Raw genomic sequence first — 21,443 nt, forward strand, 5'->3', positions numbered from 1 at the left:
TTGACTCAAACGTTACATCCTTTCAGAATTAATTATTATTTTTTATGCGTATTTACTGCAGCTGCTACAAAATTCACAAAAATTGGATGCGGGTTTGCAACCGTACTTTTGTATTCTGGATGGTATTGTACTCCAATAAAAAACGGATGATTTTCAAGTTCTACTATTTCTACTAAACCTGTATCCGGATTTACTCCTGAAGCTTTTAAACCAGCTTTTTGTAATTCGTCTGCGTATTTGTTGTTATACTCATAACGGTGACGGTGTCGCTCTGAAATAGTCGTTTGTCCGTAAATTTTATGCGCTAATGTGTTTGGTTTAATATCACATTTCCAAGCTCCAAGACGCATTGTTCCACCTTTATCAGTAACTGTTTTTTGCTCTTCCATCAAATTCACAACCGGATGAGGAGTATTCTCATTCATCTCTGTTGAATTTGCTTCTTTATAACCTAAGATATTTCTAGAATACTCGATAACTGACATTTGCATTCCTAAACAAATTCCGAAAAACGGAATGTTATTTTCACGCGCATAACGAACTGCTTCAATTTTTCCTTCAATACCTCTTTCTCCAAATCCAGGTGCAACTAAAACTCCATCAAGAGGTCCTAATTTTTCTTCAACATTGTCACTATTAATATGCTCTGAGTGAATAGAAATAACGTTTACTTTTGTTTCGTTAGAAGCTCCCGCATGTATAAACGCCTCTAAAATAGATTTGTAACAATCTTGCATTTCTACGTATTTCCCAATCAAACCAATATTTACGGTATGTTTTGGATTTTTTAATCTGCGTAAAAAAGTGTTCCAGTTTTTTAAATCCGGAGCTGCTTTTTTAGGTAAATCTAATTTCTTTAAAGCCACAACATCTAATCCTTCTTCAAGCATTAAATTTGGAACTTCGTATATTGTTGATGCATCAATAGACTGAATTACTGCTTCTCTTTTTACATTACAAAATAATGCCAATTTACTACGCAATTCATCAGAAAGTTCGTGCTCTGTTCTACAAACCAAGATATCTGCTTTGATACCACTTTCCATCAAAGTTTTTACAGAGTGTTGTGTCGGTTTTGTTTTTAACTCACCGGCAGCAGCCAAATAAGGAACTAACGTTAAATGAATAACGATTCCATTATTTTCTCCTAATTCCCAAACTAACTGACGAACTGACTCTATATAAGGTAAGGATTCAATATCACCAACAGTTCCACCAATTTCAGTAATAACAATATCATAATCGCCAGATTTACCTAGCAATTGCATTCTGTCTTTGATTTCGTTTGTAATATGAGGAACAACCTGAACTGTTTTTCCTAAAAATTCTCCTCTTCTTTCTTTTTCGATTACTGAAAGATAAACTCTTCCTGTAGTAACATTATTCGCTTGAGAAGTAGGAACATTCAAGAAACGCTCGTAGTGACCTAAATCTAAATCTGTTTCTGCACCATCATCTGTTACATAACACTCTCCGTGTTCGTATGGATTTAAAGTACCTGGATCCACATTAATATATGGATCAAATTTTTGAATAGTTGTACGATATCCTCTTCCTTGTAACAATTTTGCTAAAGATGCCGCGATAATACCTTTTCCTAATGAAGAAGTCACACCGCCTGTAACAAAAATATATTTTGTTTGATTCATTCTGTTGTTGTTTGTATTGTAGTTGTGTAAAAAACTTGGCAAAAGTACAAATTTAATTAGATAATTTATCAATTAGGGAATGAGATAATTTGCAAATTTTTAAAGAGAACGATTACTAGGTTTTGTAATCGATAATTTTAACTTTTTATTAGAGCTTTTTTTGAAGAATACTCTTAAAATACGTTTTCGATATTGTTTTTTTGACTCGATAAAATGATTCCACATACTGTAAAATCAATTTGAACTAAAAAAAAATTCTTGCGTCTGTCAACTACACTTGTTCCTATTGAAGTAAATTTAGCCAAAAAAAAAAATATTATAATCTTCAAAACATTGACTTGTACACATTAAAAAATTCAGGCTTGAATTCTGTGGTATCAATATGTTTTAATAAATTATAATATTTTTATGTATTAAATATTATCTTTTAAAAATAATGACTTGTACACATGTATACATTCAGGCTTGAATTTGTGGTATCAATTTATTTTTAAAAATTATAATATTTTTATATATCAAACATAAATAAAAAAAACGAAACAACAAAAGATTTTTCTTACTATTTTAACGGTTTAGGGTATTGTTTCTTAATATTTCGAATTAATTCTTCTAATCCGTTTAATTTTAATTCATAAACAAGCGCCAATTGTTGCCCTAATTCTCCATTAGGAAATCCTTTATTATGATACCAAACGACATAATATTCTGGTAAATCGATTAAAAATCGTCCTTCGTATTTCCCGAAGGGCATTTTGGTGTGGGCTAATTTTATGAGAAGTTTTTTGTCTGGTTCCATTTTTTTAAAGAAGAAAGAAGCAAGATGAAAGAATATAGATTTTCTCTCTTCTTGCTTCTATTTGATGCAAAGCTATTATTTATTTTTATTTTCTGCCACAGATTATACGAATTAAAATAATTTCTAATCGGTGTATTTTTTAAGAGATTCTAAAAAAATCGCCACGAATTCACGAATTATATTTAATTTAATTCGTGAATTCGTGGCGAATATTTTCAAATACTAAATAATCTTAGCGACTTAGCAACTGAGTCCCGAAGCCTCGGGATAGCAGCTTTTTAGTAATGCCATCTTACGAAAGCTTCCATCGCTGCATAAGTTGCCAAACCTAATTGGTGGTACAAAGCTGCAGTTTCTGCATTTCTATCTTCGGCTCTTTGCCAAAATTCTCTGGCATCTGTTCCTTGAAAAACAACTCCGTCTTTTTGAGATTGATGCTTGAAAATTCCGTGACGTTTTGCCAAAACCTGATCTGGGCTCATTGGAACAGCCATTTCGACTTCGTCAATTCCCCATTCTTGCCAAGCTCCACGGTACAACCATAACCAACAATCATCCATGAAAGATTTTGGTTTTAAAGCTTTTACAGCTTCAAAAATAGCATCTAGACAAACTTTATGCGTTCCGTGTGGATCTGCTAAATCTCCTGCTGCGTAGATTTGATGTGGTTTAATTTTTTCAATTAAATCCATTGTCAATTGAATATCTTCTTGTCCAATTGGCTTTTTCTCGATTGTACCTGTTTCATAAAATGGAAGTTCCATAAAATGAATCTGGTCATCTGTTAAACCAACAAAATGACTTGTTGATCTTGCTTCTCCTTTTCTGATTAATCCTTTAATGTAACGTACTTCAGGAATATCAATTTCACTGTTCTTTTTATTCTCTAAAAAGGTTTGTGCTTTTTTGTAGATATCATCCGCTTCTGCACTTTTGATTCCGAATTTCTCATTGTAATCAATTACGAATCTTGCAAAACGCAATGCTTCGTCATCGGCAACAGCAATATTTCCCGAAGTTTGGTATGCAACGTGTACTTCGTGTCCTTGCTCTTGCAAGCGCATAAAAGTTCCACCCATACTAATAATATCATCATCTGGATGTGGACTAAAGATCAATACACGTTTTTTAGCTGGCTCTGCTCTTTCCGGACGATGTGTATCATCAGCATTTGGTTTTCCACCTGGCCAACCTGTAATTGTATTTTGTAATTTATTGAAAATTTTAATGTTTGTGTCGTAAGCCGGTCCAGAATCTGCCAATAAATCGCTCATTCCGTTTTCGATATAATCAGCATCAGTAAGCATCAAAATTGGTTTTTTAAGATCTAATGCTAATCCTAAAACTGCTTTGCGAGTTAATTTATCTGTCCAAACAATTTTCTCTACCAACCAAGGTTTATTGATTCTTGTTAGTTTTGAAGAAGCTTCTTTGTCCAAAACAAAAACTGCATTATTATGTTCTTGCAAAAATGAAGCTGGAATTCTATTCGTAACTTCACCTTCGGCAGATTTACTTACAATATTTGCTTTCCCTTCACCCCAAGCCATTAAAATAACTCTTTTGGCTTCCATGATTTTTTTAACTCCAAGTGTAATAGCGGTTCTTGGTGTATTATTTAATCCAAAAAAGTCTTTACTTGCCGCAACTCTTGTAATGTGATCTAAAGCTACTAAACGAGTTTTAGAGTTTTGTAGCGAACCAGATTCATTAAAACCTATATGTCCGTTACCACCAATTCCTAAAATTTGAAGATCGATTCCGCCCAAAGCCTCGATTTTAGCTTCGTAATTGTGACAATAATCTGCGATTTGTTCTTTTGTTAAAAGCCCGTCCGGCACATGTGCGTTTTCAGGTAAAATATCGACGTGATCAAACAACAATTCTTTCATGAAGCGAACATAACTGTTGATTGAATTTGGTTCCATTGGATAATATTCATCCAAATTAAAACTTATTACATTTTTAAAACTCAAACCTTCCTCTTTATGCAAACGCACTAGTTCTGCATATAATCCTTTTGGAGAAGAACCAGTCGCTAAACCTAAAATACAAGGTTTATTTTCTTTTTGTTTGGATTGAATTAAAGCTGCAATTTCTTGAGCAACAGCTTTCGAAGCTTCGTTTGAATTTTCAAAAACAACTGTGTTTATATTTTCGAATCGTTTTTCGAAACCTGTTGCTTTGTCGATTTTACTTTTTAACATGATATATTTATTTATAATTCCTGTCGATTAATTGTGCCAACTTCTATACTTATGTCCTTTTATGGCATAAAAAAGAATCATCAAATATGATGGCAGTAACATTAAATATGCAATTTGGTTTCCGCTTTTTGAAACAGCCTGTGTCCCATTTGCAATATTTGATGCGTTAATACTTTCTGTAATCATTCCGTAGAACAAAGGAAAAATTGCTCCTCCAATAATTCCCATAATCAAAATGGCGCTTCCTATTTTTGTGTATCCTCCTAAATCTTCTAATGCCATTGGCCAAATTGCAGGCCAACAAAGTGCATTTGCCAAACCAAGTAATGCTACTAAAAGAATTACAATTGGCAAACTTGGAATTCCAGGTAACTGAATCATTATTTTTGGTGAAACCAGAACTATTGACAACACCAAAATTATACCTAAAGCTCCTGAAGCCTTTAAAGCTGTAACTTGAGAAAGATATTTTGGAATTAATGTTATTCCTAATATATATCCAACAACCATTGCAGACATTGTAAATGAGGTTAGTTTTAAGTAAAAATTCCCTTCATCGCCATACACTCCTAATTGTTTCCCGAAACCACCTATAGAATCTCCTGCTAAAACTTCGGCTGCTAAATAAAGCATCAAAGTTACAACTCCTAAAACTAATTGAGGTCGTTTAAATGCGTTTTTAATTTGTTCAAAAACACTCAAATTTGTTATATTTCCATCTTCATCCAAATCAATTTCAGGAAGCGGAGATAATTTTACTAATAATGCCAAAACTACAATAATTAACCCCATATAAATATAAGGTTGTTGCAATTGTAGTGCAAGCGAATTTAAGGCATTTGCTTTTGAAACTGAATCTAATAATGCAATTTTATCTGCGGTAAACTCTTGCATGTTTGACAAAACTAAAGCTGTCAATATTAATGGCGCTACAAATCCTGCTAATTTATTTGCGATTCCTAAAACACTAATTCTAGCTGCCGCACTTTCTCTTGGACCAATTACTACTACATAAGGATTTGATGCGGTTTGCAAAATTGCTAATCCAGTTCCCATTATAAATAATGCAATTAAGAACAAAATAAAAGTTCTGCTTTCTGCTGCCGGATAAAACATAAATGCACCTGATGCAATGATTAATAATCCTAACGAAATTCCGTTTTTATACCCTACTTTCTCGATTACCCAAGATGATGGTATTGCCATTACAAAATAGGCAATATAAAAAGCAAATGTTACAAAATATGCCTGAGAAGAGGTTAACTCACACGCTAACTCAAAAAATGGAATTAAAGGACCGTTTAGCCAGGTTACAAAACCTAGAATAAAAAATAATGCTGTTAAGATTATCATCGGAATAATAGTACTCCTCTTTTCTATTTGTAACGCACTTTCAATGTTTGACATAATACTTTTGGTTGATTATTAATAGATTATTGGTTTTTTGAATCTAAATTAGCATCAACACTTTTGAAATTATCCTGCAATTTTCATGCAAATGAATGCGTAAAAATTGCAATTTGAAGCAAAAGTACTTTAATAAGTTAAACTTATTGGTAAATTAGATATCAATTTTTTGTTAATTTTTGTTATACATTCCAGTCTAAAACCGGATAATATTTTTGCAAATATTCTTTTACATCTGCAATATCTTCTTTTGCTGTTAAATCAGGAACGTGCTCTGAAAAAGGAATTCCTAAGGTTGTATTTGGGTTTTCTTTTACTGAATTTAAAAGCACTGTTGGCAATTCTTTTTCATCTCTCTCAGGATGAACGGGACAATTTTTTAGATGTGCATATAAAGTACTTCCGTTAAATTTAAAAGCATTCATACTTACTCTAATTTTTCCTTCAACATCTTTATAATCATTTAAAACTTCTGCCGATGGTTTTTCCAGAATATCTAATAACTGATTGTTTTTATCCAATTTTGCAATTGCAAAACGAGAAATTCTTTCTGAAGGAAATTCTAATGCATCACGATCATATGCGATAAAAGCGTTTGGACTGGTTGTTTCTCTCAATGCTAATAATGCTTCTGCCGAATATAAATTATCACTATTACAAACTGAATATTGTTGCGTGTTCAACTCTGTAAATTGCTCAACTGCCTGAAACAATGCATCGGCAGTACCAAATGGTTTTACTCTCCCTTCTGGAATATATTGTACGGCAAATGAAATATTAAGTCCGTGAAAATCATTATTTACATTTTGACTTCCGTAAAACTCTTTAAACAATTCTCCTTGTTCTCCTATAATAATATAAATGTTTTTATATCCTGCCTTTTTAGCATTCAACAAAAGATAATCTAATAATGGTCTTCCGCTAGATCCAACCCCAATTAAACCTTTACTTCTTTCGTTTGCCTGTGCTATTTCTTCTGGCGATAAATTATCTAAAACAGCTTCTTTTTTCATACGAGACGATGCTCCTCCCGCTAGAATAATTAAATTGTTGTGCATACTTATTTTTTAAATTTGAATATTTTCAATGATTCTTGCTCCCGGATCTACGTTTACCGCATAAGCTTCGAGCGCTCCCGCTTTTAAGATGGCTTCTATAACCACATTTTCTTTTTCAGGATCTGCAATAACAACGATACTTCCGCCACCGCCAGAGCCTACAATTTTTGCACCGTAAGCGCCTGCTCGCAATGCAGCATTGATCATATCATCAATTCGCGGTACAGTTATTTTTAATAAATCACGCAAAACTTCGTGATGCTGATTCATTAATACTCCAATTTTCTTAAGATCTAAAACTGGTTTTTCAAACTCTTTTAAGGCTTCTTTGGTGTAATGATAATTTTTTAATGCTGCCTCAAAAAACGGAATTAAGCGATCTGGCAAACAATTTCTATAGCGGTCGATATCTCCAATTTCGGAAGTATTTAGGTCAAAATCAGGGAAATTTTGTTTTACAATTCCTATAGACATCAAAGCATTGCCCTTAATTTCGCCAATTAAACCAATTGTCTCTTTAGGAACTCCGGAAACTCCGGTAATTAGTCCTTTTAATTCGGTACCAATAACATTGTATGAAAAAGGTTCTTTGGTATTTATATAAACCACATTCCCTACTCCAATACTAAAATGATCCATCATTCCGCCTGGTTCTCCGTGTTCTAAAACTTCAGATTCATATCCAACTTTCGAGATAAATTCTGGTGTAACTTCACGATCTACTCCAAAAGCAGCCACTAAAAATCGAATCCAAGCCATTAATAATGCCGATGAACTCGATGTTCCTGAATTTATAGGAATGTTTCCTGTTACTGTAATAGTGTAACCAACATTGGGAACACAACCGTATCTGCGCAAAACCCTCAACGAAGAGGCAAAATAATCGCGCGGCTCTAATGTTTCGAAAGTTGCATCGATATTAATGATTCGAACTTCGTTAATATCGATCATATTTAGAACAAACGTACCTGAGTCATTTTGTTCTGCGGTTAGTTTTATATTTCGATCGATTGCACAGGCTATAACCGGCAATCCTAAATAATCTTGATGATCTCCAAAGAGACATGTCCGACCCGGGGCTAATGAAGTAATTTTTCTCACTTATATTTCTTTATAATAAAACACTGCAAAACAAGTAATTACAATGCTGTTTGGTTATAGATTTATTTGTTTTTTGGGATTTTGATTCTACGAAACTATATATTATATTTTTATAAAACAAGAAAAAAACAAAAAATGTGCTCGAACACACTTAAACAATGTTCTCGAGCACACTAAATAATTCTTACACCATTTTTTAAATTATTAAATCAAAGTTTCTATATTTGCTTATATGGATAAAAAGTACACAATTAAGGATATAGCAAAAATGGCTGGAGTTTCTAAAGGAACTGTAGACAGAGTTTTGCATAATAGAGGAAAAGTTTCTCCAACGGCATTAGACAAAATCAATGAAGTCTTAAATGTTATTGACTACGAACCCAACTTAATTGCTCGTAATTTAAAAAACACAAAAGTATATCGTATTTGTGTTTTACTTCCAGATCCCGAAATCGATCCTTACTGGCTTCCATGTGTTAACGGAATTCAGGAAGCTATTACCGAATTTAAGGCTTACGGTGTTATTATCGAAACTCACTATTTTAATCCGGAAAGTACGAAGTCGTTTTTGCATACTAACGAAACCATTATCAAAAAATCGCCCGATGCGGTTTTAATTGCTCCATTATTTCACAAAGAAACTTTAGGAATAGTAAAGCAATACGACGAATTGAATATTATGGTGAATACTTTTAATAATCAAATCGAAGGCGAATCTATCAAAAGTTTTGTTGGCCAGGATTTAAATAAAAGCGGACGTGTTGCTGCCAGTTTAATGAATCTTATTATTACTGAAGGACAAATTGCAATTATCCATATTGACGAAAGCCTTAAAAATGCAGTTCACATGCAGGAAAAAGAAAAGGGTTTTAGAAATTATTTTGACGAAAAAAAGATTCCAGGTTTTCCTATAACGACTTTAAAGTTAAAGCACCCAAATGTTGAGAGTAAATTCTCTACTTTTTTAGAAGAAAATCCAAACTTGAAAGGAATTTTTATAACAACTTCTAAGGCCTATCAGATTGCTTCGATTTTAGCGCCTTTAAAAAATAAAAAAATTGCCATTATTGGTTACGATTTAGTCGAAAAAAATGTAAACTTCTTAAATCAGGGATTGGTACATTTTTTAATTCACCAAAACCAAAAAAGACAAGCCTATTTAGGCGTTAGTACTTTAGTGGAGCATTTTTTATTTAGAAAAGACATTCCTGAAACTATTCTGCTGCCAATTGACATTATCAATGTAGAGAATGCCTCTTTTTATGTGTCGTAAGAATATAGCACGCTGATTTTTTGTTTCTCTCAAAGTTTTTTTTTAAAAGCTATAATTTGTCATTTCGACCGAACGGAGAAATCACAAAGCTATTCCTAATAGTAAAAAAGACTCCTATATGTCATCTCGACGCAAGGAGAGATCACACTCGAAAATCGACAAAGATTGGCGATTTTCTGTGAGTCATTTCTAGTGCGATTTCTCCCTTCAGTCGAAATGACAATTTTGTGTTCAAGCTTTGTACCTCTGAACCTTTGAACCTTTGAGCCTCTGAACCTTTGAATCTTCCCCCTACAACAACCTAAACTTCCCAAATGAAGAAGCAATATGAAAGTTTGGTGTTTCGGTATTTGGATTTACCCACGAAATCCAGGTTGGCTCATATTCTTGTTTTTCGTTTTTAGAAAACTTGGCTCTATAAACTCCCGCTTCAATAATATTATCCTCAATTAAGTTTAACTCTCGTAAGGATTGAATGCTAATTCTACCTTCGACAGTAAATGAAATTTCGTCTTTGGATGTTTTTATATCCAGATCTTTTTTAGGCCATTTCCAATCAAAATCAAAATCTTTATTAGGATGCGCTTTAAAATCCATTAATCTACCCGAAGCATCCATTTCCAGACAGAAATAAGGATTTAGAGATTCATTTTTTCGAAAAAACAACTCTACTCTATCAGAATTTCCAATACTATCAAAACTGTCATCTTTTTGATCCAAATAAACATCTGTATCAAAAACTCTAAAATTGAAAAAGAAATTTTCAAGATTCCAAAGTGCTCTAAATTCAATTTTCAAAATAGGATCTTCATTCCAGGCAGAACAAAAATCGGTTAAACAATTTGCTTTCTCAAAAAAAGAACCATTCAAACTTTCATTAAAATTGATATGATTTTCACTCACTAATTTCACTTGATATTCTTTCATAATTAAACTGTTAATTTTTGTTAATTTTTTATTTTTAGAAAAGAGAGAGACAAATCAAAATACTACCTTTTCTTGTTAGATTTTTACCGCTTTACGAAAGTACTCTAAAACGTAAGAAAAAAAAATCTCTGATTACTGAAATATATTTTTACAAACCTCCATTTATTAGTAAGAAAAACGATAATAAAACACTATTTAATTAGTATCAAACACACTTTTACATTAGTAAATTCCTAACATTTTACAACATCTTCTAACATTCTTATTACATTTTAAACTTTGCCTTAAAAAAAAGCCAAAAACAAGAACTCATTTATCTGTCAAATATTTTACTATAATCATACGAATTTAAGTTAAAAAAAACATTTCACACAAATTTATGTGCTCGAGAACATAAATTTCGTGTGTTCGAGCACATTTTTCATGTTTTTTCTTGTTTAATAAAAATATAATCAATAGTTTCGTCAGGTAATAATCTTAAAACTAAGTTAAATAAGTTCTTTTTTAACAGAATTTAATCCTTCGAAAACGAGTAAAAGTGGCGGAAATACAACAAAAAAAGAAATCAGGTATCTTTTTTTTAAACCATTTGGAAAGGCGATGAATTAAAAACCAAAAAAAAATAACGCAACAAAAAAGAAATCAAAAACTTACAAACAAAAAAAAACAAATTAATCATTAACCAAACCCAATTTAAGTATGAAATTATTAACCCAAAAAAAACCTAGAGATTTTCGGATTAACAATCTAGCTAGTAAAGAAATTAAACTCACACTTCTTTCGCTATTAGTTTTTACATTTCAAGCTTCTGCGGCTTCGTCAATAGAAACATCAACTAAAGACAATACCACTTTGTTTTTTGAAAAAACGGTGAAAGGAAAAGTTACAGATCAAAATGGACTTCCAATTGCGGGGGCAAATGTTATTCTGAAAGGTACTTCTACAGGCGTTCAAACGGATGTTGATGGAAGTTTTGCTATTACTGTTCCAGATAATGCTACTAAGCTTATCATTACTTACATTGGTATGGAAGATCAGGAAGTAGCTATCACGGCTTCTCCTCTAAAAATTGTCATGAAAGAGGTTGGACAAAAATTAGAAGAAGTAGTAATTGGATACGGAAAGTCTAAGAAAAAAGATCTTACCGGTTCTGTAAGTTCTATTGGTAAAGACAACTTAAACTTGGGTGGAACGATTGCCAATGTTGGACAAGCTTTGCAAGGTCGTGCTTCTGGAGTTCAGGTACAACAAAACAGTTATGCTCCGGGAAGTAGCCCATCGATTGTAATTAGAGGAGGAAACTCTCTTAATACTTCGAACGCGCCTTTGTATGTTGTTGATGGATTTATTACTAGTACCGGTGCACAAATTAGTCCAAACGATATCGAGAATATTCAGATTTTGAAAGATGCTTCGTCTACCGCTATTTATGGTGCTCGAGGTGGAAATGGGGTAATTTTAATTACTACTAAAAAAGGAAAATCTGGAAAAATGCAAATTGAAGCAGAGATTTCTGATGGTTTTCAAAACATCATCAAAGAACCTTCTTTGTTAAACGGACAGCAATATGCTGACATTCAAAATGCTATTGCTAAAGAAAACGGAAGACCTCCAGTTTTCCCTGCAAGTTTTCCGGTAGCCAATACCAATTGGTTTAAAGCAGCAACACGTCCGGGTGAGGTTTTAAACAGAACGATTAACTTTAGCGGAAGCGATAAAACTTCTAAATTCTTTCTTTCCGGAAACTATTTAAAACAAACTGGTGCATTAGAAAATACCGATTTTACAAGATATTCTGTGAGAACGGGTGCTGAGAAAAAATTTAGTGATAAATTAACTATCGGCGTTAACATTTATGGTGCTGCAAGTGAAGGTCATAACAGTGATTTTGGCGATAATATTCTATCTCCTATGTACTCACTACAAACTGCTGCGCCTAATCTTCCTATTTATAATGCAGATGGAACTTATTACAAATATCTAGGAAGAGATAATGCTTTAGCACTTTTACTGGAACCAACTGATCACACTATTAACAGATTGGTAAACGGTAATATGTTTATGGATTATGAAATCATAAAAGGTTTAACGTACCATTTTGGTGCAGGATCTGAGTGGCAGGAAAACATTCAAGGTAAATATACTCCTAGAACATTGGTTGCAGGAGCGGCTCTTAACGGAACTGGTTCTGAAGAAAACAAAACTTATTTTAGATGGAGTACGGAGCAATATTTAACGTATAAATTTACCGTAAAAGAGAGACACGCCATTTCGGCAATGATTGGTACATCAAACCAAAAAGATACTTACGAAAGAATGAAAGCTTCTGGTTCTGGTTTTTCTAATGACTTGCTAACGTATTACAATCTTCAAGGTGCAGCGGTTTATTTGAAACCTGAAACTGAGAAAACAGAAACTAAACTGACTTCTTATTTTGGTCGTTTAAACTATGGTTTTGATGATAAATACTTGCTTTCTTTCACGATAAGAAAAGATGGTTCGTCTCGTTTTGGACCAAACAATAAATTCGGAATTTTCCCTTCTGGAGCAATTGCCTGGAAAATGTCTAACGAATCTTTTATTCAAAAATTAAACACTTTCTCTGATCTTAAATTAAGAGTAAGTTACGGTCTTACAGGTAATGACGGTATTGGTGATTATGCTTATATGAACCGTTTAACTTCTTGGGGAGTAACAATTGGCGAAGGTAATTTTGTGGGTGGTACTGAACCAGCAAACTTAGCAAACCCGAACCTAAAATGGGAACAAACAGCTCAAACTAACATTGGTTTAGATATGGGTTTCTTTAATGACAAACTTACTGCTACAATAGATGTGTACGAAAAAAGAACTACAGATGCTCTTTTAAATGTTCCTGTTGGTGGATGGTGGGGATTTGATACACAAAGAATCAACTCTGGAATAATTCAAAATAGAGGTATCGAGTTGGGTATTACAAGCACAAATTTCAGAAATGACAAATTTACTTGGACCACATCATTAAATATGGCGTATAACAAACAAGAAATTATCTCGCTTGCTGATAATGTAAAAATCATTAGCACAAACACTTCTAACCCAAGTGGTACTGTTTCTGGACAAGAATTTACAAGACTAGTTCCTGGTAAAGAAATGGGCGAATTATTTGGATATAAATATGCAGGAGTAATAAAAACCGGAGAAACATACGCAGCTCAGCCACTTTCTGTAGCGGGAGATCCAAAATATGTTGATGTTAATGGAGACGGAATTATCAATGCTGATGACAGAACGTATTTAGGAAATTCAACTCCGCACTACACTGCTGGTTTGAATAATGATTTTAGATACGGAAATTTTGATTTGAATATCTTCTTTCAAGGTGCTTTTGATTATTCAGTTTACAACATGACCAAAATGGTTGGTGAATCATCTACAAGTACAGATGCCTTAAACCGTTGGGTTGCCGGAACAAATGAAAACACTGATATTCCTAGAGATGGATACTACAAAAGCAAATACGGAAGCTACGTAAACTCAAAGTTTGTTGAAGATGCTTCATACATTCGTTTGAAAAACGTTTCGATTGGATATTCTATTCCGGAAAGTCTTTTAAAACCAACAAAATTTATAGATAGTATCAGATTGTATGCTATTGGACAAAATTTATTAACGATCACCAATTATTCTGGAAACGATCCTGAGATAAACGGACACTTTACTGCTGATAGCCCAACTAAACAAAACTTAGGTGGAGGAATCGATTTTAACTCATTCCCAGCTTCTAGAACCTTTATTTTAGGAATAAAAGTCGCAATTCACTAGTCTAAAAAGCTTTTTTAGTAACACTAAATTTATTAAAATGAAAAAATATACAATTCTATTACTTTTACTTACCGCCGGTGCACAAATTTCGTGCAATCAGGATCTTGATCCTACGGTATATAGTAATTTAACCAACACCAACGGGTACCAAACCAAATCGGATGCCGTTGCAGCGATCAACTCAATTTATGGTCGATTAAAAGGGCCATCTGTAGGAGATAACTTTTCGTACTGGGCAACACGTCACTTTGCTTTGACAGATATTGCTACAGATTTAGGACATTGCCAATTTGGTGGAGATCCGGGACAATTGTCTTTAGGAACCTGGAGTTCGACAAATGGTTTGCTTAAAGAAGACTGGAATGCGATGTATAAACTGATTGCGAATGCCAATAGTGCTATTTTTAACATTACACCAATGACAGGTATTACGGCAGCAGAAAAAGCACAATTTATAGCCGAAGCCAAGTTTTTAAGAGCATCAGCTTATATGGATTTAACAGATGCTTGGGGACCGGTAATTTTGATTACAGAAGCCAACTTAGGAAATCCGGGGTATTTAGATCAAACGCCTCCATCATCTGTAGAAGAAATTGATGCTTTCATAATTAAACAATTAAATGAAGCTGCCGATGTTTTACCAGTAAACTACAAACAAAATGCAATTTACAGTACAAACGATGTAGGTCGTGCAACAAAAGGTGCAGCACTTACTTTATTGGCAAAACTATACTTACGCGCTCACGATTGGCCAAAAGTTGCTACTTTGACACAACAAGTAATGAACTTAAACGAGTACAGCCTTTTTCCAACTTACTTAGGTTTGTTTAAAGAAAGTAACAAATGGTGCAGTGAAAATATCTTTTCATCATTAAGTGATGCGAATACAAACGGAACTGAATTATTAAATCACTTTGGACCAACAGATCACCCGGTTGTACAAAACAGATGGCAGTATTATACTGTAAACTGGGATTTCTACAACACTTTTGGCGATGAAGATGATAGAAAAAAATGTTTCTTTCCAGAATTTATGGGTAGCGATGGTTTATTGCACAAACAAGCACCAACTTTGGGAGCTCAGCCACCAGCAGGCGTACTTTATATGCCAGACGTTGCAACTAGAAAATATGCCGATGATGAAACGACAACGTATTATGACGGTCACAGTGTAAACATTTTACGTTATGCAGATGTTTTATTAAGCAGAGCCGAAGCCTTAAACGAAATTAGTGGGCCAACTCAGGAAGCAATTGATCTTATTAACCGAGTTAAAGGAAGATCACACGCAAAACTTCTGATTTTAGCAAATTACACACAAGCTACTTTGAGAGATGCAATTTTGCAAGAAAGAGGATGGGAACTTTTCTACGAAGGAAAACGTCGCGCCGATTTAATTAGAATGAACAAATACGATGTTCTTGTAAATGCATATCACCTTAGAGTTGGTGAAGCTGCACAAGTTAAAATGCCACAAAACAAATATTATACATACCCACAAAGTCAGGTCGATCTTAACCCTAAGTTAAGTAATGCTGATAGACAATAAAGAATGCTAAATCAGGAATAGGCAGTTTTATACTGCCTGTTCTTGATTTTTTATACAAAAAAAGTACTTTTCTGTTTCATTAAAGAAGCCTTTCAAATGATCAAAAAAATAGCAATAAAATGGAGTTTTATTTTAGCACTACTTACAATCGTAAGCTGTTCTAAAAATCAAATCAAGAATATCATTATTGGGATTCATGGCAACAACGAATTGAAAATTCAAATCGATGTTACTACGAATGACGATGTACAGGTATTTGCAGAATATTGGTCTGATAAAAATGGACAAAAAAATAAAATAACTACTCCGATTTCAAAAAAAGGTCTTACCCACTCCTTAGTGTTAATCAATATCACGCCCGAAACCAATTACAATTATCAGTTAGTAACCGTTCAGAGACAAGAAAAAAACACCAGTAAAGTATACACATTCAAATCTCGAACATTGCCAGAATGGCTACAAAAACAATTTAAAGCAAATATTCCAAAACCAGAACTTTTACCTCAAAACTTCAAAAAAGGTTTTATGCTTTTGGCCAAAAGAGAAACGCCTGGAGTTGCTTACATTGTAGATTACAAAGGCAATTTAAGATGGTATCATACAGTTGAAGGAACAGGTTTTAAAGTTACCCATTTTACAAAAGAACAAAGCATTATTGCTATTCTTGGAAAAAATGATGAACCAACAAGTTACGGAAGCGAAATTCTGGAACTTAATTTACAAGGCGATACTTTAACGCATATTAAAAAAGGACAAGGCGATTTTAAACAAGTCATTCATCATGAAATCATAAAAAAATCGGCAAACGAAATTGTAACCTTAACCGTCGATCAAAAAATTATGGATTTAACTTCTATTGGAGGAAAAAAGAATGATACGATCAACGGAGATGGGATTCAAATTTTGGACAAAAAAGGAAAACAAATATGGAAATGGAGCGTCTTTGACGATTTAGATCCTTTAAAAGATAAAGCTTTATTAAAAACAAAAAAAGACTGGACACACGCCAACAGCCTGAATTATGATAAAGATGGAAATTTTCTAATCTCTTTTTACAACAACGGTCAAATTTGGAAAGTAGACTCTAAAACCGGAAAAGTAATCTGGAAATTAGGAAAAGGCGGAAATATGAATATGTCTAAAGACACTGATTTCTCTCAGGCACACGCCGCACATATTAACCAAGACGGAAGTTTACTCTTTTTTGATAATGGAGTCGATAAAAAACAATCATCGGTTTTTGCCCTAAAAGTAGATGAAAAAGGAAAAAACGTAAAATTGGATTTTCACATCAACTTGCCAAAAGACATTTATAATGACCGAATGGGAAGTGCCTATATGATTGATAAAGAAACTGTTTTGGTTTGTTGCTCAAAAAGACACATCACAGTTTTAACCAATAAAAAAGGAGTATTACTTTGGGCTTTAGAGTCTGAAATTCCTCCTTATCGCACAGAGTTTATTCCGGAAGAAAACATGAAACCTTTTCTTTTAAATTAAAAAACATTGACATTCCTAATCCCTTTTTATTATTTCGAATGTCAGATTAAAATTTTCAACCATGAAAAAAATAATTCTTATTGGTCTATTTTCAGCACTGCCAATTGTTGTTTTCAATTCTTGCAATACTTCAAATTCGCAAACACTAGTCTCAAAAACTACTGTTGCCGATGATGAGGGTTATATTACAATTGATACCTCAAAAATTCCAGATGACGAATTTGGAAAATCAGTTCGCTACGGAAGAGAATTAATGATGAAAACCGCCTATTATATAGGTCCAAACGGTATCAACGGAAAATATTTAGGAAACAAAATGAATTGTACCAATTGTCATCAGGATGCAGGTACAAAACCTTATGCCTTTAATTTAATGTCGTCTCACGATAATTATCCACAATATCGCGGACGTGAAAATAAAGTCCTAACGCTTGCCGAACGTGTTAACAATTGTGTAATGCGCCCGCACTCCGGAAAACCTCTTCCGCTTGACGGAAAAGAAATGGTCGCGTTTTTATCGTACTTCAAATGGATTAGCAAATTTGTTCCTAAAGATGGAGATTTTAAAGGTGCTAAAAATTTAGAAATAGAATTTCCAGACGTTGCTGCAAGCCCAGAACGAGGAAAAGCTCTTTTTACTGAAAACTGCGCCCGTTGTCACGGAAACAATGGCGAAGGACAATACAACGCCGATAAATCTGGTTACACCTACCCGCCACTTTGGGGAAATTATGCTTATCAGCCTGGCTCAAGTATGCACCGCGTTATCAAACAAGCACAATGGCTAAAAAGCAATATGCCTTATGACAAAGTAACTATTGGAAAACCATATCTCACAGATGCCGAAGCCCTTGACATTGCCGCATATGTAAATGACGATGCCATACACGCAAGACCAAACCCCAAAACATTAGATTATCCTAACAAAATGGGCAAACCTATCGATTATGCACACAGTCCGTTTATTGATAATTTCTCGGCAGAACAACATAAATACGGCCCTTATAAACCAATTATCGCTTACTGGAAAAAGAATGGTTGGAAAGCCGTTTACTAACTTTTAAAATTAGCATACTCTAAACCTGAATACTAAAACAATGAAACTAAACTCACACAACAAACCCATTTTAAGCCTAATATTGATCATGTGTCTTTGCATTTTCAGTATTCCCTTGGCTGCACAACAAATAAAATATACAGATGGTAATGACAGTTGGAATTCTAATCAGTTAGGAAATCATCGTGCCGTAGTTCAATTTTCCGGAAAAGGAAATGTGGCCAAAACTACTATCGAATGGCGTAGAAGAGACGAAAACCCAGATCTAAAACGCATTATTGTTCAGGATGCAAAAACAGGTGCAACGATTCTTAACGTAAAAACTGAAAACATAAATAGAGAAAACGGAACTATTTTCTTTGAACCAATTTCTGGAAACGGAAACTATTATGTGTATTTCATGCCATATATCGATGAAGGTACAGCCAACTACCTTAAAGGAGTTTATGCCAAACCAGAAAATAAAGCCGATGCACAATGGTTAGCCAAAGTAAAAACAAATATGGCTGACAATTGTACACTAACAGAAATTCAGAGTATAAATGCTTTTAATAGTTTTTATCCAATGGATGTTATTGCAACGGCTGCCGAAACAAAAGATATCATTGCTAAAAACAGCGGTAACTCATTTCTAGTTTTCCCAGAAGACAGAATATATTCTATTAGAATGAAAAATGATTTGCCACAAAGATGGATTCAAAAAGGAGTTCAAAACACATTTTCTGACACCGCTTTAAAAGGCGAATATTTGGCTTTTCAGTTAGGTGTTTATGCATTACAAGATTTAAGTAGTGTAAAGATTTCATTCTCAGATTTAAAAAACAGCAACGGAGAAACCATTTCTTCAAAAAACATAAGCTGTATTAATACAGACGGCGTAAAATACGACGGATCTGTTTTTGCAAGTACCGTTTCGGTTGCAAAAGGAAAAGTACAAGCAATGTGGTGTGGCGTTGACGTTCCGCAAACTGCTGCTGCCGGAACCTATACAGGAAAAGCAACCGTTACTGCCGATGGAAAATCTACTGCAATAACACTTCAAATAACAGTAAAAAACGAAGTAACAAAAAATGGCGGAATTGATTCTCCAGAAAAAATGACACGCTTAAAATGGTTAAACTCAACTTTAGCACAAGAAAACACTGTTATTGCACCTTATACTCCGCTAGTTGTAAAAGACGCAGAAGTATCATTATTAGGAAGAAAAGTAGTTTTAGGATCTGATGGTTTTCCTTCTCAAATTCAAACTTTCTTTACGCCGGAAATGACAACTATTACCACAAAAGCTAACGATATTTTGAGTGCTCCATTTGCATTTCATTTTGTCGACGCTTCAGGAAAAGAAGTGGCACAATGGAAAAATACAGGACTAAAATTCACTAAAAAAGAAGCTGGAACTGTAGCTTGGGAAAGTACTTCGACATCAAAATCGGTACAAATGGATGTGAATGCTTCAATTGAATTTGATGGTTTTTTACATTATACCGTTAAAGTTACCGCTCTTGAAGATGTTACTTTTAATGACATTAATTTTCAAATGCCAATTCAGCCAACATCTGCAAAATACATGATGGGATTAGGTCAAAAAGGTGGCGACCGTCCTGCAACTTTTGACTGGAAATGGGATGTTGCTCATAAAAATCAAGACGGCGCATGGATTGGATCTGTAAACTCTGGATTGCAGTTTTCTTTTAGAGACGAAAAATACAGCCGTCCGTTAAATACCAATTTCTATTTGCAAAAACCTTTATTATTGCCAACTTCTTGGGGTAACGAAAACAAAGGAGGAATTACAATAACACCAAACCAAAAATCAGTTTTGGTAAATGCTTACAGTGGAGCGCGTAGCATGAAAAAAGGAGATGTTTTATATTACAACTTTACCTTACTAATTACGCCGTTCCATAAAATCGATACCGATTTTCAATGGGACAATAAATTCTATCACAAATACAGCCCAATTGATACCATTGTAAAAACTGGCGCAACCGTAATTAATATTCACCATGCAAATGCTATAAATCCTTATATCAATTATCCTTTTATCGAATTTAAAAAGATGAAAACCTATATTGATGAAGCACACGAAAAAGGATTAAAAGTAAAAATCTACAATACAGTAAGAGAAGTTTCAAACAAAGCATATGAAACTTTTGCCTTAAAAAGTTTAGGTCACGAAATTTATTCTCCAGGAAAAGGCGGCGGATTCTCTTGGTTGCAAGAACACGTTGGCGACGATTATATTCCGGCTTGGTTTGTTCCTGAAATTAAAGATGCAGCAATCGTAAATAGCGGTATGAACCGTTGGCATAATTACTATGTTGAAGGTATGAACTGGTTAACTCAAAATGTGGGTATTGACGGTATTTATCTTGATGATGTTGCCTTTGACAGAATTACAATGAAACGTATCAAAAGAGTATTGACAAAAGACGGCCATCCGGGAATTATCGATTTACACAGTGCCAATCAATACAATAAAAGCGACGGATTTAATAATAGTGCCAACTTATATATGGAGCACTTTCCGTACATCAATAAACTTTGGTTTGGAGAATACTTTGATTACGAAAAAGGTCAACCTGATTTTTTCTTAACAGAAGTAAGTGGAATTCCTTTTGGATTAATGGGAGAAATGCTTCAAGACGGTGGAAATCCGTGGAGAGGAATGGTTTACGGAATGACAAACAGATTGCCTTGGAGCGATAATGCTGATCCTAGAGAAATCTGGAAATTATGGGATTCTTTTGGAATCAAAGGTTCTGAAATGATTGGATATTGGAGCGAAAACTGTCCTGTAAAAACTAGCAACGCCAAAGTTCTGGCAACCGTTTACAAAAAGAATGGAACTGCTTTAATTTCGATTGCAAGTTGGGCAGATACTGATGTAAAAGTAAAACTAAACATCGACTGGAAAAAACTAGGAATCAATCCTGCAAAAGCAACAATTACAGCTCCAGCGGTAACTAATTTTCAACCGGCACAAACTTTTACTGCAAACGACGAAATTCCAGTTTCAAAAGGAAAAGGATGGTTGTTGATTGTGAAGTAATAATCTGTAATACCAACAAATAACACCCAGTTTGTCATTCTGAGGAACGAAGAATCTCTACAA

Annotated in this window: 13 protein-coding genes; 6 read left to right on the plus strand and 7 right to left on the minus strand. The window is 34.0% G+C overall.

Annotation, left to right across the window (positions count from 1 at the left end):
* Nucleotides 1-35 precede the first annotated feature (35 nt).
* From IW18_RS17580 to IW18_RS17605, 6 genes are all read right to left on the minus strand, one after another.
* Nucleotides 36-1,649: a CTP synthase gene (locus tag IW18_RS17580; protein WP_041519477.1), complete on the minus strand. Its 1,614-nt coding sequence runs from the start codon at nucleotides 1,647-1,649 to the stop codon at nucleotides 36-38.
* Between the two features lie 559 nt (nucleotides 1,650-2,208).
* Complete coding sequence (locus IW18_RS17585; protein ID WP_039117105.1) at nucleotides 2,209-2,445, minus strand: DUF3820 family protein; 237 nt, start codon at nucleotides 2,443-2,445, stop codon at nucleotides 2,209-2,211.
* 278 nt (nucleotides 2,446-2,723) lie between these two features.
* Nucleotides 2,724-4,652 carry a glucosamine-6-phosphate deaminase gene (nagB, locus tag IW18_RS17590; protein WP_041519303.1) on the minus strand — a complete coding sequence of 643 codons (1,929 nt, stop codon included), beginning with the start codon at nucleotides 4,650-4,652 and terminating at the stop codon, nucleotides 2,724-2,726.
* A gap of 27 nt (nucleotides 4,653-4,679) precedes the next feature.
* Nucleotides 4,680-6,059 (minus strand): sugar MFS transporter, encoded by a 1,380-nt coding sequence (locus IW18_RS17595; protein ID WP_165587342.1) that lies wholly within the window; start codon nucleotides 6,057-6,059, stop codon nucleotides 4,680-4,682.
* 182 nt (nucleotides 6,060-6,241) lie between these two features.
* Nucleotides 6,242-7,117, minus strand: a complete 876-nt coding sequence (locus IW18_RS17600) for a sugar phosphate nucleotidyltransferase (protein WP_041519304.1) — start codon at nucleotides 7,115-7,117, stop codon at nucleotides 6,242-6,244.
* Nucleotides 7,118-7,126: 9 nt separating this feature from the next.
* Nucleotides 7,127-8,218: a mevalonate kinase family protein gene (locus tag IW18_RS17605; protein ID WP_041519306.1), complete on the minus strand. Its 1,092-nt coding sequence runs from the start codon at nucleotides 8,216-8,218 to the stop codon at nucleotides 7,127-7,129.
* A gap of 232 nt (nucleotides 8,219-8,450) precedes the next feature.
* Between IW18_RS17605 and IW18_RS17610 the strand changes: the two genes are divergently transcribed.
* On the plus strand, nucleotides 8,451-9,491 hold the full coding sequence (locus IW18_RS17610) for a LacI family DNA-binding transcriptional regulator (RefSeq protein ID WP_041519308.1): 1,041 nt from the start codon (nucleotides 8,451-8,453) through the stop codon (nucleotides 9,489-9,491).
* A 291-nt stretch (nucleotides 9,492-9,782) separates the two neighbouring features.
* Here IW18_RS17610 and IW18_RS17615 read toward each other — a convergent pair whose 3' ends face one another.
* Nucleotides 9,783-10,418 carry a sugar-binding protein gene (locus IW18_RS17615; RefSeq protein WP_041519309.1) on the minus strand — a complete coding sequence of 212 codons (636 nt, stop codon included), beginning with the start codon at nucleotides 10,416-10,418 and terminating at the stop codon, nucleotides 9,783-9,785.
* A 699-nt stretch (nucleotides 10,419-11,117) separates the two neighbouring features.
* Here IW18_RS17615 and IW18_RS17620 point away from each other — a divergent pair.
* From IW18_RS17620 to IW18_RS17640, 5 genes are all read left to right on the plus strand, one after another.
* A complete protein-coding gene (locus tag IW18_RS17620; RefSeq protein WP_041519311.1) occupies nucleotides 11,118-14,222 on the plus strand; it encodes a SusC/RagA family TonB-linked outer membrane protein in 3,105 nt (1,034 codons plus the stop codon).
* A gap of 37 nt (nucleotides 14,223-14,259) precedes the next feature.
* On the plus strand, nucleotides 14,260-15,771 hold the full coding sequence (locus IW18_RS17625) for a RagB/SusD family nutrient uptake outer membrane protein (protein WP_041519313.1): 1,512 nt from the start codon (nucleotides 14,260-14,262) through the stop codon (nucleotides 15,769-15,771).
* Nucleotides 15,772-15,867: 96 nt separating this feature from the next.
* Nucleotides 15,868-17,271 (plus strand): aryl-sulfate sulfotransferase, encoded by a 1,404-nt coding sequence (locus tag IW18_RS17630; RefSeq protein WP_041519480.1) that lies wholly within the window; start codon nucleotides 15,868-15,870, stop codon nucleotides 17,269-17,271.
* Nucleotides 17,272-17,332: 61 nt separating this feature from the next.
* Complete coding sequence (locus IW18_RS17635) at nucleotides 17,333-18,328, plus strand: c-type cytochrome (protein WP_041519314.1); 996 nt, start codon at nucleotides 17,333-17,335, stop codon at nucleotides 18,326-18,328.
* A 40-nt stretch (nucleotides 18,329-18,368) separates the two neighbouring features.
* Nucleotides 18,369-21,380 (plus strand): glycoside hydrolase domain-containing protein, encoded by a 3,012-nt coding sequence (locus tag IW18_RS17640; RefSeq protein WP_240475577.1) that lies wholly within the window; start codon nucleotides 18,369-18,371, stop codon nucleotides 21,378-21,380.
* The last annotated feature ends 63 nt before the right edge of the window (nucleotides 21,381-21,443 follow it).

It is taken from the genome of Flavobacterium hibernum (assembly GCF_000832125.1).
Taxonomy (GTDB): domain Bacteria; phylum Bacteroidota; class Bacteroidia; order Flavobacteriales; family Flavobacteriaceae; genus Flavobacterium; species Flavobacterium hibernum.

Bases quoted from the DNA above. Each gene is read 5' to 3' on its own strand.
- IW18_RS17580 (WP_041519477.1), bottom strand. From the start codon at position 1,649: ATGAATCAAACAAAATATATTTTTGTTACAGGCGGTGTGACTTCTTCA.
- IW18_RS17585 (WP_039117105.1), bottom strand. From the start codon at position 2,445: ATGGAACCAGACAAAAAACTTCTCATAAAATTAGCCCACACCAAAATG.
- nagB (WP_041519303.1), bottom strand. From the start codon at position 4,652: ATGTTAAAAAGTAAAATCGACAAAGCAACAGGTTTCGAAAAACGATTC.
- IW18_RS17595 (WP_165587342.1), bottom strand. From the start codon at position 6,059: ATGTCAAACATTGAAAGTGCGTTACAAATAGAAAAGAGGAGTACTATT.
- IW18_RS17600 (WP_041519304.1), bottom strand. From the start codon at position 7,117: ATGCACAACAATTTAATTATTCTAGCGGGAGGAGCATCGTCTCGTATG.
- IW18_RS17610 (WP_041519308.1), top strand. From the start codon at position 8,451: ATGGATAAAAAGTACACAATTAAGGATATAGCAAAAATGGCTGGAGTT.
- IW18_RS17615 (WP_041519309.1), bottom strand. From the start codon at position 10,418: ATGAAAGAATATCAAGTGAAATTAGTGAGTGAAAATCATATCAATTTT.
- IW18_RS17620 (WP_041519311.1), top strand. From the start codon at position 11,118: ATGAAATTATTAACCCAAAAAAAACCTAGAGATTTTCGGATTAACAAT.
- IW18_RS17625 (WP_041519313.1), top strand. From the start codon at position 14,260: ATGAAAAAATATACAATTCTATTACTTTTACTTACCGCCGGTGCACAA.
- IW18_RS17630 (WP_041519480.1), top strand. From the start codon at position 15,868: ATGATCAAAAAAATAGCAATAAAATGGAGTTTTATTTTAGCACTACTT.
- IW18_RS17635 (WP_041519314.1), top strand. From the start codon at position 17,333: ATGAAAAAAATAATTCTTATTGGTCTATTTTCAGCACTGCCAATTGTT.
- IW18_RS17640 (WP_240475577.1), top strand. From the start codon at position 18,369: ATGAAACTAAACTCACACAACAAACCCATTTTAAGCCTAATATTGATC.